Annotated in this window: 15 protein-coding genes; 11 read left to right on the forward strand and 4 right to left on the reverse strand. The window is 37.9% G+C overall.

The features are described 5' to 3' along the window. Positions 1–18 precede the first annotated feature (18 nt). Complete coding sequence (locus V6R96_RS02720; protein WP_336377924.1) at positions 19–600, reverse strand: DUF4840 domain-containing protein; 582 nt, start codon at positions 598–600, stop codon at positions 19–21. A 519-nt stretch (positions 601–1,119) separates the two neighbouring features. Between V6R96_RS02720 and V6R96_RS02725 the strand changes: the two genes are divergently transcribed. From V6R96_RS02725 to V6R96_RS02775, 11 genes are all read left to right on the forward strand, one after another. Next, positions 1,120–1,683 (forward strand): hypothetical protein, encoded by a 564-nt coding sequence (locus V6R96_RS02725; protein WP_336377925.1) that lies wholly within the window; start codon positions 1,120–1,122, stop codon positions 1,681–1,683. Positions 1,684–1,694: 11 nt separating this feature from the next. Continuing rightward, the gene (locus tag V6R96_RS02730; RefSeq protein ID WP_336377926.1) at positions 1,695–2,339 is read left to right on the forward strand and encodes a hypothetical protein; all 645 of its coding nucleotides are present in this window, start codon (positions 1,695–1,697) and stop codon (positions 2,337–2,339) included. A 10-nt stretch (positions 2,340–2,349) separates the two neighbouring features. Further along, complete coding sequence (locus V6R96_RS02735) at positions 2,350–3,120, forward strand: sensor histidine kinase (protein WP_111954175.1); 771 nt, start codon at positions 2,350–2,352, stop codon at positions 3,118–3,120. Next, positions 3,117–3,761, forward strand: a complete 645-nt coding sequence (locus tag V6R96_RS02740; RefSeq protein WP_111954173.1) for a response regulator transcription factor — start codon at positions 3,117–3,119, stop codon at positions 3,759–3,761. The genes V6R96_RS02735 and V6R96_RS02740 overlap by 4 nt, the downstream gene beginning before the upstream one ends. A gap of 481 nt (positions 3,762–4,242) precedes the next feature. After that, positions 4,243–5,088: a caspase family protein gene (locus V6R96_RS02745; protein WP_336377927.1), complete on the forward strand. Its 846-nt coding sequence runs from the start codon at positions 4,243–4,245 to the stop codon at positions 5,086–5,088. Positions 5,089–5,159: 71 nt separating this feature from the next. Beyond that, entirely contained in the window at positions 5,160–6,170 is a 1,011-nt protein-coding gene (locus tag V6R96_RS02750; protein WP_336377928.1) for a trypsin-like peptidase domain-containing protein, read from the forward strand. Positions 6,171–6,613: 443 nt separating this feature from the next. Next, positions 6,614–7,510, forward strand: a complete 897-nt coding sequence (locus tag V6R96_RS02755; protein WP_336377929.1) for a serine aminopeptidase domain-containing protein — start codon at positions 6,614–6,616, stop codon at positions 7,508–7,510. Positions 7,511–7,603: 93 nt separating this feature from the next. Continuing rightward, positions 7,604–8,113 carry a hypothetical protein gene (locus V6R96_RS02760; RefSeq protein WP_336377930.1) on the forward strand — a complete coding sequence of 170 codons (510 nt, stop codon included), beginning with the start codon at positions 7,604–7,606 and terminating at the stop codon, positions 8,111–8,113. Further along, positions 8,110–8,457: a tRNA-binding protein gene (locus V6R96_RS02765; protein WP_336377931.1), complete on the forward strand. Its 348-nt coding sequence runs from the start codon at positions 8,110–8,112 to the stop codon at positions 8,455–8,457. Before V6R96_RS02760 ends, V6R96_RS02765 begins: the two co-directional genes overlap by 4 nt. Before the next feature lie 13 nt (positions 8,458–8,470). Continuing rightward, the gene (locus V6R96_RS02770) at positions 8,471–9,172 is read left to right on the forward strand and encodes a 3'-5' exonuclease (protein ID WP_336377932.1); all 702 of its coding nucleotides are present in this window, start codon (positions 8,471–8,473) and stop codon (positions 9,170–9,172) included. Positions 9,173–9,175: 3 nt separating this feature from the next. After that, a complete protein-coding gene (locus V6R96_RS02775) occupies positions 9,176–9,502 on the forward strand; it encodes an SUF system Fe-S cluster assembly protein (protein WP_111954157.1) in 327 nt (108 codons plus the stop codon). Between the two features lie 222 nt (positions 9,503–9,724). On the opposite strand, the gene V6R96_RS02780 is transcribed toward V6R96_RS02775, so the two are convergent. The 3 genes from V6R96_RS02780 to V6R96_RS02790 form a co-directional block, all read right to left on the reverse strand. Next, on the reverse strand, positions 9,725–10,561 hold the full coding sequence (locus tag V6R96_RS02780; protein WP_336377933.1) for a sulfurtransferase: 837 nt from the start codon (positions 10,559–10,561) through the stop codon (positions 9,725–9,727). A gap of 193 nt (positions 10,562–10,754) precedes the next feature. Further along, the gene (locus V6R96_RS02785; RefSeq protein WP_111954153.1) at positions 10,755–11,603 is read right to left on the reverse strand and encodes a hydroxymethylglutaryl-CoA lyase; all 849 of its coding nucleotides are present in this window, start codon (positions 11,601–11,603) and stop codon (positions 10,755–10,757) included. Positions 11,604–11,797: 194 nt separating this feature from the next. Beyond that, positions 11,798–13,324, reverse strand: a complete 1,527-nt coding sequence (locus V6R96_RS02790) for a TSUP family transporter (protein ID WP_336377934.1) — start codon at positions 13,322–13,324, stop codon at positions 11,798–11,800. Position 13,325 lies beyond the last annotated feature (1 nt).

A 13,325-nucleotide genomic window follows, 5' to 3' on the forward strand; every position in this document is an offset into this window, starting at 1 on the left:
ATTGTTTATATTATCTTATCAATTAGTTTTTATGCAGTACGGAAAATTGTAGTTAATCGCCTCGAAGGGACTCAATTCCGTTCCATTTACCGTTATTTTTTCTGCTACCAAGGCAAATCTCAGCGTGTGATCCAGACCCACAAAGTATCCTTTTTGTTTTGCTACGACTGTTACGACTGTGTTTTTGATCGCTCCATCTACCGGGATCTGAAGCTGAAGAACTTTTGGTGCAAAAGTGAGTTCTACCCAATTTTTCTCAGCATTTAATACTGTTGTATAATTCAGATTATATTTCACTTTTCCCATCGCTGCTATGGCACTCTGTGTTTTCACCGGATCTTTTACTACCGCCATTACAATTTCTTTTAAAGGAAATTCCGGAAATGTGAGGGTATCTTTTTTTATTTTAAAGTCTACAACTTTTTCCGACCTCAACTCTCCCTGCACTGTGATAAGCCTTCCTTTATAATTCCCGTTAATATCTTCCAGCTTTACGGGTGGTACTTCTATCCTGTCCTCGTTCATACACGAGAACAGGGAGAAGATGATTGATAAAATTAAAGCGGTCGTAATAACCTTAAGTACTATTGAATTCTTCATTTCATTATTTTTTTACATTAAACATTAATTGTATTGAGTACTCATCTATAAAATCCGGTTTTTGGGAAATCTTGCATGGAATTTTGAAAAAAGGATGAAATTATATTGTAAAGCACTGGTTTACTGTGAATAAAATTTTGAAATTTATTTTATATCAATTCAAAAAACACTCTGCTCGTTGAAATTTAGAAACTAAATATTTAGTTATTGGGATTGAAAAGCAGAAAAGATAAGTGTGTGGAGTCCTTCTTAGAATAACCAAAATATCTATATTCAAGAGAAAGCGCTTTTAAATTCGTTTCAAACCATTGTACTGGGTATTGCAAATATTTTTTGTTTTAAATATTAGATATGAAAGTCTAAAAGAAAATATTTAGAAGCTATGATCAAATAAATTCATATCTCCCTGAATTCCAAAACAAAATGTCGTAAATTTATTACTCACAAAAACAGTGTTTTCCCCCTTTTATAGAGTTGAGCAGTTACCTAATTTTGTATTATAAATTAAAAACCATAAAAATGAAAACTCCTTTTTTATTCAAAAGTCTAAGCGCGCTTCTTGCTCTGCTTATTTTAAGTTTTTGTATGCTAAGCTGCACACGCTGCTCCGAACCGCCTAAAGAACCTGTAAGTGATAGTTATAAAAAGAAACTGATCAGTTACCGTGAAGGCAGGATACTTTATGATGAATATTCCAGAACCAATAATGTAATTCTTACAAAATACAGAAACGGAGAACCGGATTCACGCTGGTACTGGTTTTCTGTAGAAGATATGGAAGGCTACCTTAACTATGTAAAAGAAACCGCCAAAAAGCAACACCTTAAAAATCCGGGGATCAGAATTTATATGGGAAAATATCCTATGAATCATCCTAAAAACAAAATGGCAAAACCGGAATACGCCGGCTACCAGACTATCTTCTTAGTTCCTACCGCTCAGAATCTGAAAAGAGATAGCTCAGGAACAATGTCCAAAGCGATGAGGTCTACAGATGAGAATATAAATGTAAGTGAGATGGAAGTCCTAAATATGACTAATCTTGCTCCCCCACCTAAAGTGTCCACCGCAGATATGCCGTAAAAAATAAAGCCATGAACTGGAACATAGAAATAGGGAAACAAATATCTATGATGATATCCCTTATGGTAATGGCTTTGATGATTATCAAATACAGGAAAATCAGAAAAGAGAATTTATTTTTTATTGCAGGGTATATATTATTTTCCCTGATTGATATTTTTTGCTATTTCTATTTCAAATCTACTCACCGGTCTACTGAAATATTTTTCGTGATTGGCTTTTTAATGATTGTGTTTTTCCTGTATTTGCTGTATTATTTTCAATTACTGTATTGGCCCATTTTAAAAAAACTACAGCTGATTCTTTTGATTCTGTTTGCAGTCAATATTATTGCGATGTTTTATACAGAAGATGATCTGCTGCATCATTTCTCCTTTAATATGCTGTATACTAATATCCTTTTGTTACTGTTTTCCATTATTTTATTTTTATACCAGACCTTTAATTCTGATAAAATACTGGAGCTTAATAATTATTTACCATTTTGGGTTTCAGTCTCTTTACTGATTCTTTTTATTGGGAGTATTCCGATTCTTTATTTCAGGACTACCGTTTCAGAGCATATCTATTTTTTTATTTTATTTATGCTGAATCTTATCAGTAACGGGATACTCATATTGGGATTGATTTGGAACAGACAGGATAAACCAAGATAAGATCTAAAGTATGGAAGAAAATAATTTGGTTATTACCTTTACCATTACCTTACTTATTGTCGTTCTGATGATGATTTTCATCTATGTGGTCTTTATCAAAAAGAAAACAACCCTTCTGATCGAGCAGAAAGAGAAAGACATGCGGTTTGAAAAAGAGCTGGCAACTTCGCAGGTGGAAATAAAGGAACAGACACTGAATTACATCGGGCAGGAATTACACGATGATGTAGGACAAAAGCTCTCTGTGGTCCGTTTGAGACAAAATCAACTGATTTCCAAACTGAAAAATGCAGAAAAAGAAGAACTGAGCGAGCTGAGTGAGTTGTTGGGCGAATGTATCCAGGATATCAGAAACCTATCCAAAACCCTGATTACGGAACAAATCATTCATTTCGGATTGACAGAATCTATTGAAAGAGAAGTAAAAAGAATACAGAAATTAAAATTATTAAAAATAGAATTCATCACCCAGAAACAGGATATTGATATTTCTCCCAAGCATGGGCTGATTCTTTTCCGGATCATTCAGGAAAGCATCAATAATATCTTAAAGCATTCCAGGGCTAAAAATGTATCTATAAAACTGGAAGATGATCACAATACCTTACGAATCAATATCTCTGATAACGGAAAAGGTTTTAATACCGACAAGATACAGGATGGTTCGGGACTGAAGAATATGGAACTGAGAGCTAAGCTGATCCATGCAGAATTTTCCATCCAGTCGGAACTTGATAAAGGAACACAAACCTCGATAATTTATTACAAACACTTCATATGAAAACTATTCCCATCGCTATCGTTGATGACCATACGTTAATGTCCAAGGCATTGGAAAATATGATTATGGAAAATCCTCAGTACAGTGTGATCATGAATCATCCCAACGGCGAAGATTTTATTGCCGCCATAGAAAAAGCTTCAGAATTACCCGCTGTAGTACTGATGGACATCAACATGCCTTATAAAAATGGTATAGAAACCACAGAATGGCTCACCGAGCATCATCCTGACATAAAAGTAATAGCTTTGACTATGGAAGATGATGAAAAAGTACTTATCAAAATGCTGAAGGCGGGAGCGAAAGGCTATCTGCTGAAAGATATGCAGCCTGCTATCCTCTTTCAGGCGATAGATACCGTATTTGACAAAGGCAGTTTTTATACCGATTTCGTTGCCCAGAAATTGTTAAAGGTAAAAACAGAAGACATCAAAAATGCGTCTCTCCTTTCCGAGTTAAAAGGCAGGGAAAAAGAATTTATAAAATGGGCCTGCAGCGAACTTACCTACAAGGAAATAGCAGACAAAATGTTCCTCAGTCCAAAAACTATTGATGGCTACAGAGATTCTGTTTTCACAAAATTAGAAATAAAAAACAGGGTCGGCCTGGTTCTTTTTGCCTTAAAACATGACTTATGCTGATGTGATTTTTACTTTTAAATCAACACAGTCCAAACCATTATAACTCAATCACTCATCCGGTAGATTTTTACAATGTACCGGATTTTTTTTGTTTCCTCTTCATTCTAATCATCCATAAAATAGTTCAGCTTTAAAAACACAATACTTATTTTTCCCTCCAAATACCCGCAATCATTCGTGTAAATCCGTGCAATCTGTGGTTAAATTTTTGCCTTCCTCAAAATTATGCGCTTCCTAAATGAGCTTTTGCGTTAAAAAAGAATTTATCTTCCAAATACCCAATCATCCGTGCAAATCTGTACAATCAGGGGTTAAAAACTCTTTCAAACCTCAAAAAAGGTGTTTTACCTGCCACACAATCAGGCCTTTCCCTCTGTTTTTGCTCTGTTGAATAATGGAATTTTGTCATATAAAACTAATCCACAAAGGCAGAACCCGAAAAGCCAAAATAGAGTAGGGAAAATTTTAAAAACTAATAGAAATGAAAAAAGCACTCGTAATAGGAATCAATGACTATGCACCTATAGGATCAGGCGGCCCGGACTTAAACGGCTGTGTGAACGATGCCCGAGATATGGCGAATACGTTGGTGATTTGCGGATTTAATCCGGCAAAGATTAAAATCCTCACCAATCAGAACGCCACAAGAGCCAATATACTGAATTATCTGAAAGCATTAGTGAATAGCAGTGTAAAAGGAGATTCTCTGGTCTTCTATTATTCCGGACACGGAACCAGAGTAGCCAATATCGGAACAGATCTGGAAATAGACGGATTGGATGAAGCAATTTGTCCACACGATTATGCAAGTGCAGGCGTGATCCGTGATGATGATTTCAAAGCTGTTCTCAGTAAGCTGAAAGCAGGCGTGAATCTGGAAGTTATTTTCGACTGTTGCCATTCAGGAACAGGAACCAGAAAGATGGAGCTCGGACTGGATTTAGAGCTTTCCTATGAAACGCCCCGTTTCATTCCACCTATGCTGGAAGATGAATTTTATATGACCTACGCCAGCGAAATGCAATCCTCTAAAACTTCTAAAAAATCAACCTCTATGACCAAAGCTTTAGTTCCCGTTGCCGGAATGAATCATACGTTATGGGCGGCTTCCAAAGACAACCAGGTATCTATGGAAGGAAATATGAGTGGCCAGATAAGAGGCTATTTCACGTATCACTTCTGTAAAATACTACGGGCAACCAACGGCAATATTGTCAGAAAAACACTTGATAAACAGATCGCGATTGCTTTAGCTGCGATGGGAGCTGCACAAATTAACCAAACAGAAAGCATTACAGCAGAATTTTCTCAAAAAATATTTTCATAAAAATCAAATCACTGGCGGAATCCGAAAAGCCATCCAAAGAGTAGGAAAAAACTGATTAAAAACCAATAATCATGTCTAAAACTGACCATAACAAACCAATGACAACGGAAGAAGTATCAAGACTTAAAACCGTTAAAGCAAAATCAACTGAAAAATTGGCGAATGCCGAAAAACTAACCCACCAGGGACCTGTCATGGAAACCATTGACGGTAGATCTTTCCCGAAAGGAATGAAATCGATCGGAATGCCTGCAGGTGAAAAAGCTGCAGAAGGAAAAGTACTCGAGACCGATCATTTCTATCCTACCCATTCAGATTTTGAATATCAGCCTAAACTGGAAGCTAAAAAGGACCGTAAACCAAAATTCATTGACAGAGAATCTTTCTTAACCGCAGAAGGGGTAAAAACTATATTCGGTCCCGATCAGAGAAAAGTATATAATTCTACTGCGTATCCGTGGCGATGCGTAGGGAGAGTAGAAAGCGCTTTGGGCTCAGGAAGCGGGGTAATGATAGGCCCGAGACACCTTCTTACCTGTGCCCACATTGTAGACTGGCAGCCAAATAACACCACGGGCTGGTTAAAATTTACTCCAATGTATTATAACGGAAGTGCTCCTTACGGAAGCGCCTGGGGTACATTAACCTATTATAAGTACAAAGTAGCCGGACCTACGATTGATTCTACAGAAATTCAATATGATTATGTTGTTATTGTTCTGGACAGGCCTATCGGAAACAGCACAGGCTGGCTGGGTGCCAAATCTTATTCAGATTCATGGGATGGCGGGGCTTACTGGACACATGCAGGTTATCCCGGAGATTTAACAGGAACCCAGAGACCCACTTATCAGACCGGTATTGCTTTAGACGGAGACTTCTGGAGCGCCGATGATAATGAAAGCATGACCCACAAAGCAGATATCTGGCCAGGGCAAAGTGGTGGTCCGTTCTGGGGATATTGGGACGGAGCTCCTTATGCTGTGGCTACCCAAAGTGCCCATAACCCAAGTGAAAACTTTGCAAGTGGCGGCTCAGATCTCGTCAATCTCGTGATAAGAGCCCGCAACGAGCATCCATAACCAATTTTTTTTCTTTATATGAAGAGCCTGACTTTTAGTTGGGCTCTTTTTTTACAGTCCGCTTCCTGTACTCGTTTTGGTATTTATTTACCGAAGCTTTTTTATTTTATTTTCGGTACATTTTCGTTGTACAAAAACAAATTAGATTATATTTGACGTAAATGAGAAAGTGTACTAAATGAACTTCTTAATTATAAGAAAAGATGATACTTTGACTTTTTGGATTCGATATAATAAGACGCAAAAACCGTTGGTTTAATTCAGCTTATAACCGAACTCAACGTAAAAGGAATACATTTTAAATCTATTGCAGAGAGCATAGATAGCCGTTCAGCGAGTGGTAAACTAATTTTTCAAATTTTTGTTCACGCAACGCGTAAATTCAGATGTTGTAGGGAATGCTAACTAAAACCGTTCAAAATAAATTTTTATATAATTCCAAAATGAAAATCAACTTTTTTTATAACTTATTTCTGTGGTTATTATTAATCACCTTGCCTATAACTGTATTTTCGCAATCGACCGACTTTGTCATTCAAGATGTAAAGTTTGAAAGTCAGGGCGTTACTCTTGCAGGCTCAATTTTAAAACCTAAAGACCCATTTGCCGCAGTTGTAATTGTTCATGGGTCTGATCCGGTAAAAAGAGAAATGGAGTTTGCCAAGCGTCTTGCTAAAGAAGGCATTGCTGTACTTACATATGACAAACGTGGCGTTGGAGAATCTGGTGGTGTGTATGTAGGACCATCTGTTGGCACTAATAATATTGATACTGCTAATCTTAATTTACTATCTCAAGATGCAAATGCAGCGGTAAATACATTTCGAAAGTATTTGAAAGATAAAAAGACTCCTATTGGATTAGTTGGCTTCAGTCAGGCAGGATGGATCATTCCAATTGCTGCAAGCAAAAATCCACAAATAGAATTTATGGTATTATTTAGTTGCCCTACAATTACTACTTTAGAACAACTCCGATTTCAGTTTTATACTAATGGAAACAATCAATTTTGGGAAAATCATACAGAAACAGATGCTCTTGAGCACACTAAAAATGACCCAGATCGGTATCAATTTGTGGCAACTGACCCAAAAACTTCTCTTAAAAGTCTTTCAATTCCCGGACTTTGGCTTTTTGGAGAGAAGGATATACAAATTCCCGTAAAGTTGTGCATAGAGCAATTAAATTCACTCAAAGTTCAGGGCAAACCTTTTGAATATACTTTATTTTCAACATTGGGACACAATACTGCATTTAACACTACAGAACCTTTTCATATTTCAATTCAATGGATAAAACAGAAAACTTTGAACACTAAGAAGTCTAAAGTATCAAAATAATACAGAATCATCAGCATACTCATCCTCTATTTCATCCCAAAACACTACCAAAATTTTCAATATTTTAATACATTTGTTTAAAACATATTCTGAATGAATTTCGAGCAGATCAATTTACACCTTGAGGCTTACAAAGAACACGACCAGATTCTGGATGCCGCTAAATTTTTAATCCATTCCTTCGACCTGGAGCATGAAAATTTTGCCGGTTTCGGATTCCGGGAAGAGCTTTCCCCCACTTCTATGCTTTTGACGGCAGAAGGAGTATTGGGCGGTCCACAAACCGTAATGATCCCGAAGAATTTATTTGATTTTGATCTGAATCTCGTTCTGAATATGGTTGCCCACGAAATGCTTCATGTACGGCAAAAGGCTCCCGGACAGGTCATCGAAGACAAAAATGAACGGGAATTTCAGGCCTACTATGAAATGCTTTTCCATAAAGTCTTTCCACAGATCCCGGAAGTCTCGGATCATTATAAGAAATTCTTTGGAGGCCAGGCCTTAGAATATTACAGGAGAATGGGCGCAGGATCGGAACTGCAGCAGAAATATGAAGCAGAAAAAGCAGAAATAGAACACTTAATCAATTCATTATCATGACTATAAAACCGGAAATATCCTGGACAGACTTTGAAAAAATTGACATGCGATGCGGAACGATAATTTCAGTTGCCGATTTTGAGAAAGCAAGAAACCCTTCTTACCAACTGGAAATTGATTTCGGGGATCTTGGAATTAAAAAATCCTCTGCACAGATCACTTCCCTTTATCAAAAAGAAGAGCTCATAGGAAAACAGGTGATGGCTGTAGTGAATTTCCCCAAAAAACAGATCGCCAATTTCTTCAGTGAGTGTCTTGTGATGGGAGTTTATGGTGAAGATAAAAAAGAAGTTACTCTTTTAATCCCTTCACTGCCCGTAAAAAACGGAATGCCGGTAGGATAAATTACAAACACATATGATACAACACATTCCATTAGAAAAGATCTTATTCCTTGATATTGAGACCGTTCCCGGATCAGGATCATGGGAAGATCTTCCTGAAACAGAACAGAAACTCTGGGACAAGAAAACAAGGTTCCAGAGAAAAGAAGATGTTACTGCCGCAGAATTTTATGACCGTGCCGGCATTATGGCCGAGTTTGGAAAGATCATCTGCATTACCATCGGAATGGTCGAAAAGAATGAAACCTTAAAAATCAAAAGCTTTTCAGGTCACGATGAGAAGAAGCTGCTTCAGGAATTCGGAGAGATCTTCAACAGCCCAAGACTGAATAACGTAATTCTCTGCGCCCACAACGGAAAAGAATTTGATTTTCCATGGATTGCGAGAAGGTATCTTATTAATGGAATCCAACCTCCGGTCCCTTTCCAGATGTTTGGAAAAAAGCCCTGGGAAATTCCTCATATTGACACGATGGAGCTTTGGAAATTCGGAGATTATAAAAGTTTTGTTTCCCTGGAACTGCTAGCTCATGTGTTCGGAATTCCTACTCCCAAAGATGATATAGACGGTTCAATGGTTTCATCAATCTACTACATAGAAAAAGACTTGCAACGAATTGTTGATTATTGTGAAAAAGATGTCTTAACTTTGGCAAATGTTTTCCGGCGAATGCGTCAGGAAGATTTGTTGAAAAGGAATATCAATCTAGATTAAAAAATGAAATTTACAGACGATCAAATTGCTGACATTGGTGAGGAAATCATCAGCGTCTTAAAATCCGTATACGACCCGGAAATCCCGGTAGATATTTACGAATTAGGACTGATATATGATGTACAGATCTCCGAGGATGGTGATGTAAAAATTATAATGACCCTTACTACCCCAAACTGTCCGGTTGCAGAAAGTCTGCCTCAGGAAGTAAAAGACAAGGTAGGAGAAGTGGAAGGGGTGAAAAGCGTAGATTTAGAGCTTACTTTCGAACCTAGCTGGAACAAGGATATGATGAGTGAAGAAGCGAAGTTTGAATTGGGAATGCTTTAAGTAAGGAAGACGGAAGCAGGAGGATGGAAGTTTTCAGAGTTCATAAAGCCACTTTCTTCCCATATAAACTCCTTTTTTACACTAATACAATAAAAACCCGGAAATTTCCGGGTTTTTCTATTTTCAATACGATGAGTTTGAAGAAGAAAATTACTGAGGTTAATTTCCAGAAAGTAGTAGGGCTAACAGTAACTTCCGCCTTCCCTCTTTCAGCTTCAGCCTTTAAATCTCTTTCGCAATCTCTTTTCCTTCTCTCCGGCTCCATTCGCTCCATGAACCTACATATAGATCAGGAATTGGAAAACCTGCATAATCCAGTGCTAAAATAGTATGGCAAGCCGTAACACCAGATCCGCAATGAATGATCAGATGTTGAGGTTGATCTTTTAAAAGCTCCTTATATTTTTCTTTTAAAACTTCAGGTTTCAGGAAATTGCCATTCTCATCAAGATTTTCTGAAAAAGGAATATTAACAGCTCCCGGTATGTGGCCGGCCACAAGATCAATAGGTTCAGATTCACCTTTATAACGGTAAGCATCTCTTACATCAACAACAGTCGAATAATGGATTATGATCTCATTTTCAACATCTTCCAACGTCTTAACCGGAAGAAGCCAACCTTCTTTTTTAATGACAGAAGTTTTTTCAAAAGTTTCCTCACCGGATGAAAATTCTATACCCTCTTTATCGGCAGACTGTATGCCTCCATCCAGAACCTGAACGTTTTGTAATCCGAAAGATCTCAGCATCCACCAGGCTCTTGCCGCTGCATTAGCTCCGTTTTTATCATCATAAATCACAACATGTGAATCTTCAGAAATCCCAAGCCTGGAAAGTGTTTCTGCAAATTTTGTAATATCAGGGAGTGGATGCCTTCCTCCAAAAGCAGCATTTTCTCCGATCTCTGCCAGATCTTTATCCAGATCTATAAAACGGGCATCTTTGATGTGTTTATCAAGATAAGTTTGATGTACGTCTTTTCCTACTCTGGCATCAAGAATGATGAGGTTTTCTGGTGAAAGGTTTTTTAACTGGGATGATGAGATTATGGGCGACATTTTTGGTGATTTTGGGGTTAAATGATAAGTTTTAGTTAAAGCCAAGCGAGTTTTTAATATAGGAGAGCGGATTAAAACCCGCTCCTATTAATATTTGTTTTATTCCGTAGATTTTACAGATTACGCAGATTTTTTATGCTTTAAAAGCAATTTCATCTGCTCCATCTGTCCGATTTGCAAGATGATATTTTAATTAAAAATGAAAGATATCCTTCGCTTTATTATATGAACTTTCAAAATTTAATAAATTCAACTTATGCTCCACTTTTTCTACGCTCATAAAGTTGATTACCTGTTCTGTCGGCATATTTCCTACCAGATCATCTTTGGCCATAGGACAGCCTCCTATTCCTTTGATGGCACTGTCGAATCTTCTGCAGCCTTTATCGTAAGCGGCCTTCAGTTTTGAATAAGAATCTTCGTATCGGTTATGGAAATGCCCTCCGAAATTGATCTCAGGGTATTTTGAAGGGATTTTTTCGAATAAAAGAGCAATCGTTTCAGGAGTTGCAACCCCAGTCGTATCAGACAGAAGAACATCTTTAATTCCAATGTCTGAAAACCTTTTGGCCCAGAAATCTACGTCTTCCCATTTCCACATTTCTCCGTAAGGATTTCCAAAGGCCATAGAAAAATAGATATTCAGCTGTTTTCCTTCACTTTTTACGAGCTCAAGCATCCTGATGATCTCATCAAAAGCCTCTTCCTGGTTTTTGTTGGTATTCCTGTGCTGAAATGTTTCCGAAATAGAGAACGGAAAGCCTAAAATATCTACGCTCTGATGTTTTAACGCTTTTTCAGCACCTCTGTAATTCCCAATGATTGCAGAAACTTTTGTATTGGATAAGGATTTATCAATATTTTCAGCTACCTCATCTGAATCGGCCATCTGTGGAATTGCTTTCGGGGAAACAAAGCTCAGACAGTCCAATACATCAAAGCCAACCTCCATCAGAGAGTTGATGTAATCTATTTTTTTGCCGGTAGGGATAAATTCTCCCCAACCCTGCATGGCATCTCTAGGACATTCAGTAAGAAACATTTTTACTTTTTGATTTTCTCAAATATAATAAAACTAAACAAGTTTATAGATGAGGCATACAAATCTAACATTATTTTGATTTTCAAATATTTATATTCAATTTAAAATTTCGATAACTGATATGCAGCTCCGGATAAACCAGACCAGACACGGAAACCTTTGTTGATCTCCTATATTATGATTCAAAAAAACAGCTAGATTAATGATTTTACAATCGTAATCAGACTCATCACAATCACCACCACACCTACTACCGCAAACATTTTTTTAGCAGGAAGACGCGAGGCAAACATCGCTGAAAAAGGGGCTGTAAAAACACCTCCCAAAAGAAGACCAAGCACAATATTCCAGTGATGTATCCCAATGGTGAAAATAAAGGTCAGCGCACTGACTACGGTCAGTAAGAATTTAGCCATAGTAGAGCTCCCCACAACATACCTGGGTGTTCTTCCCTCTTTAATCAGGGTCCCGGTCACCAGCGGTCCCCAGCCTCCTCCGGCAAAAGAATCAATAAATCCACCTGCCAGACCAAGTATTCTGAGATTTGTTCTTTTTTTACGCTGTCTTCCTCCTGATTTTTTTTGTTTTCCTTTAAATGCATTTCTGAGAATATTCAGTCCCAGGTACAAGGTATAACAAGCGATGACCGGTTTTACAATATGAGCATAATATTCGCCGAAATGAGATAATGCAAATGCCCCGATAAAAGCACCTACAGCCGCGACTGGAAATAAGACCCAGACCATTTTTTTATTGACATTTCCCAGCTTGTAATGACTGATACTTCCCGCAGCCGAAGTGAAAGATTCCGCAGAATGGATGCTAGCGCTTACCACAGGAGGCGGAACATTCAGAAGCAGAAGGATTGTTGTACAGATTACTCCATATCCCATGCCCATAGATCCGGCGACAATTTCTGCCAGAAACCCGGCCAGCAGCATCCAGTAAAAAATATGTCCGTCTTTACTGAGAAAGCTCTGAATATCCCCGGACAGGTTAAACTGATAAATAATCAGCGCCAATACACCAATAAGTATCAGAACACCAATGATTCCAAGATAAATATTAGCTCTTCTCTGTACTGTTTTAGTGATGTTGATTAATTTTTCCATCTCCAGTTTCGCTTCAGCAGGCGGGTCCTTTTTCTCATCCAGGTATTGCGTTGTGAGCCTGTTAAGTTCTTTTACCTTGTAACTAAAGTCTCCCTTTAACTGATTGCGGATGTTCTGCATATTGTCTAAGAGCCCATCCATTTCTTCATCGGGAATTGTTTCCGTTAAAATCTCACGTACCCGTTTCGCTACCGTCGGAGATTTTCCGTTGGTAGAAACTGCAATTTTAAGATGTCCTTTTCTTACAATGGAACCCAGATAAAAATCACATAGATCTGGTTTATCGGCAATATTCACCAGTGTATTATTTTGATGAGCCCTGTCACGGATCTGCTCTGCAACGAAAATATCATTAACCGCCACGATCGCAAGATCGGCACTGTTAAAATCATTATCCGTAAAAGACCTTTCATGCAGGGTAAGGTTGGGATAATTCTTTTTTAGTTCTTTAACCTGATCATTTATTTCCAGTGCTACCAGCTTAATGCGCGCTCCCGGAGAATTAACGAGAACAGACTCCAGCTTCTCCAGAGCAATGTTGCCTCCACCAATGATGAGCAGTGATAATTCTTCAAGTTTTAAGAATATGGGATATAAAAAGTTACTCATC

The sequence above is a fragment of the Chryseobacterium sp. CCNWLW53 genome, from assembly GCF_037083525.1.
In the GTDB taxonomy this organism is placed as follows: domain Bacteria; phylum Bacteroidota; class Bacteroidia; order Flavobacteriales; family Weeksellaceae; genus Chryseobacterium; species Chryseobacterium lathyri.

Excerpts from the sequence above, each read along its gene's own strand:
- V6R96_RS02775 (WP_111954157.1), top strand. The coding sequence starts at position 9,176 with ATGAAATTTACAGACGATCAAATTGCTGACATTGGTGAGGAAATCATC.
- V6R96_RS02785 (WP_111954153.1), bottom strand. The coding sequence starts at position 11,603 with ATGTTTCTTACTGAATGTCCTAGAGATGCCATGCAGGGTTGGGGAGAA.
- V6R96_RS02780 (WP_336377933.1), bottom strand. The coding sequence starts at position 10,561 with ATGTCGCCCATAATCTCATCATCCCAGTTAAAAAACCTTTCACCAGAA.
- V6R96_RS02730 (WP_336377926.1), top strand. The coding sequence starts at position 1,695 with ATGAACTGGAACATAGAAATAGGGAAACAAATATCTATGATGATATCC.
- V6R96_RS02720 (WP_336377924.1), bottom strand. The coding sequence starts at position 600 with ATGAAGAATTCAATAGTACTTAAGGTTATTACGACCGCTTTAATTTTA.
- V6R96_RS02750 (WP_336377928.1), top strand. The coding sequence starts at position 5,160 with ATGTCTAAAACTGACCATAACAAACCAATGACAACGGAAGAAGTATCA.
- V6R96_RS02755 (WP_336377929.1), top strand. The coding sequence starts at position 6,614 with ATGAAAATCAACTTTTTTTATAACTTATTTCTGTGGTTATTATTAATC.
- V6R96_RS02790 (WP_336377934.1), bottom strand. The coding sequence starts at position 13,324 with ATGAGTAACTTTTTATATCCCATATTCTTAAAACTTGAAGAATTATCA.
- V6R96_RS02740 (WP_111954173.1), top strand. The coding sequence starts at position 3,117 with ATGAAAACTATTCCCATCGCTATCGTTGATGACCATACGTTAATGTCC.
- V6R96_RS02725 (WP_336377925.1), top strand. The coding sequence starts at position 1,120 with ATGAAAACTCCTTTTTTATTCAAAAGTCTAAGCGCGCTTCTTGCTCTG.
- V6R96_RS02735 (WP_111954175.1), top strand. The coding sequence starts at position 2,350 with ATGGAAGAAAATAATTTGGTTATTACCTTTACCATTACCTTACTTATT.
- V6R96_RS02770 (WP_336377932.1), top strand. The coding sequence starts at position 8,471 with ATGATACAACACATTCCATTAGAAAAGATCTTATTCCTTGATATTGAG.
- V6R96_RS02765 (WP_336377931.1), top strand. The coding sequence starts at position 8,110 with ATGACTATAAAACCGGAAATATCCTGGACAGACTTTGAAAAAATTGAC.
- V6R96_RS02745 (WP_336377927.1), top strand. The coding sequence starts at position 4,243 with ATGAAAAAAGCACTCGTAATAGGAATCAATGACTATGCACCTATAGGA.
- V6R96_RS02760 (WP_336377930.1), top strand. The coding sequence starts at position 7,604 with ATGAATTTCGAGCAGATCAATTTACACCTTGAGGCTTACAAAGAACAC.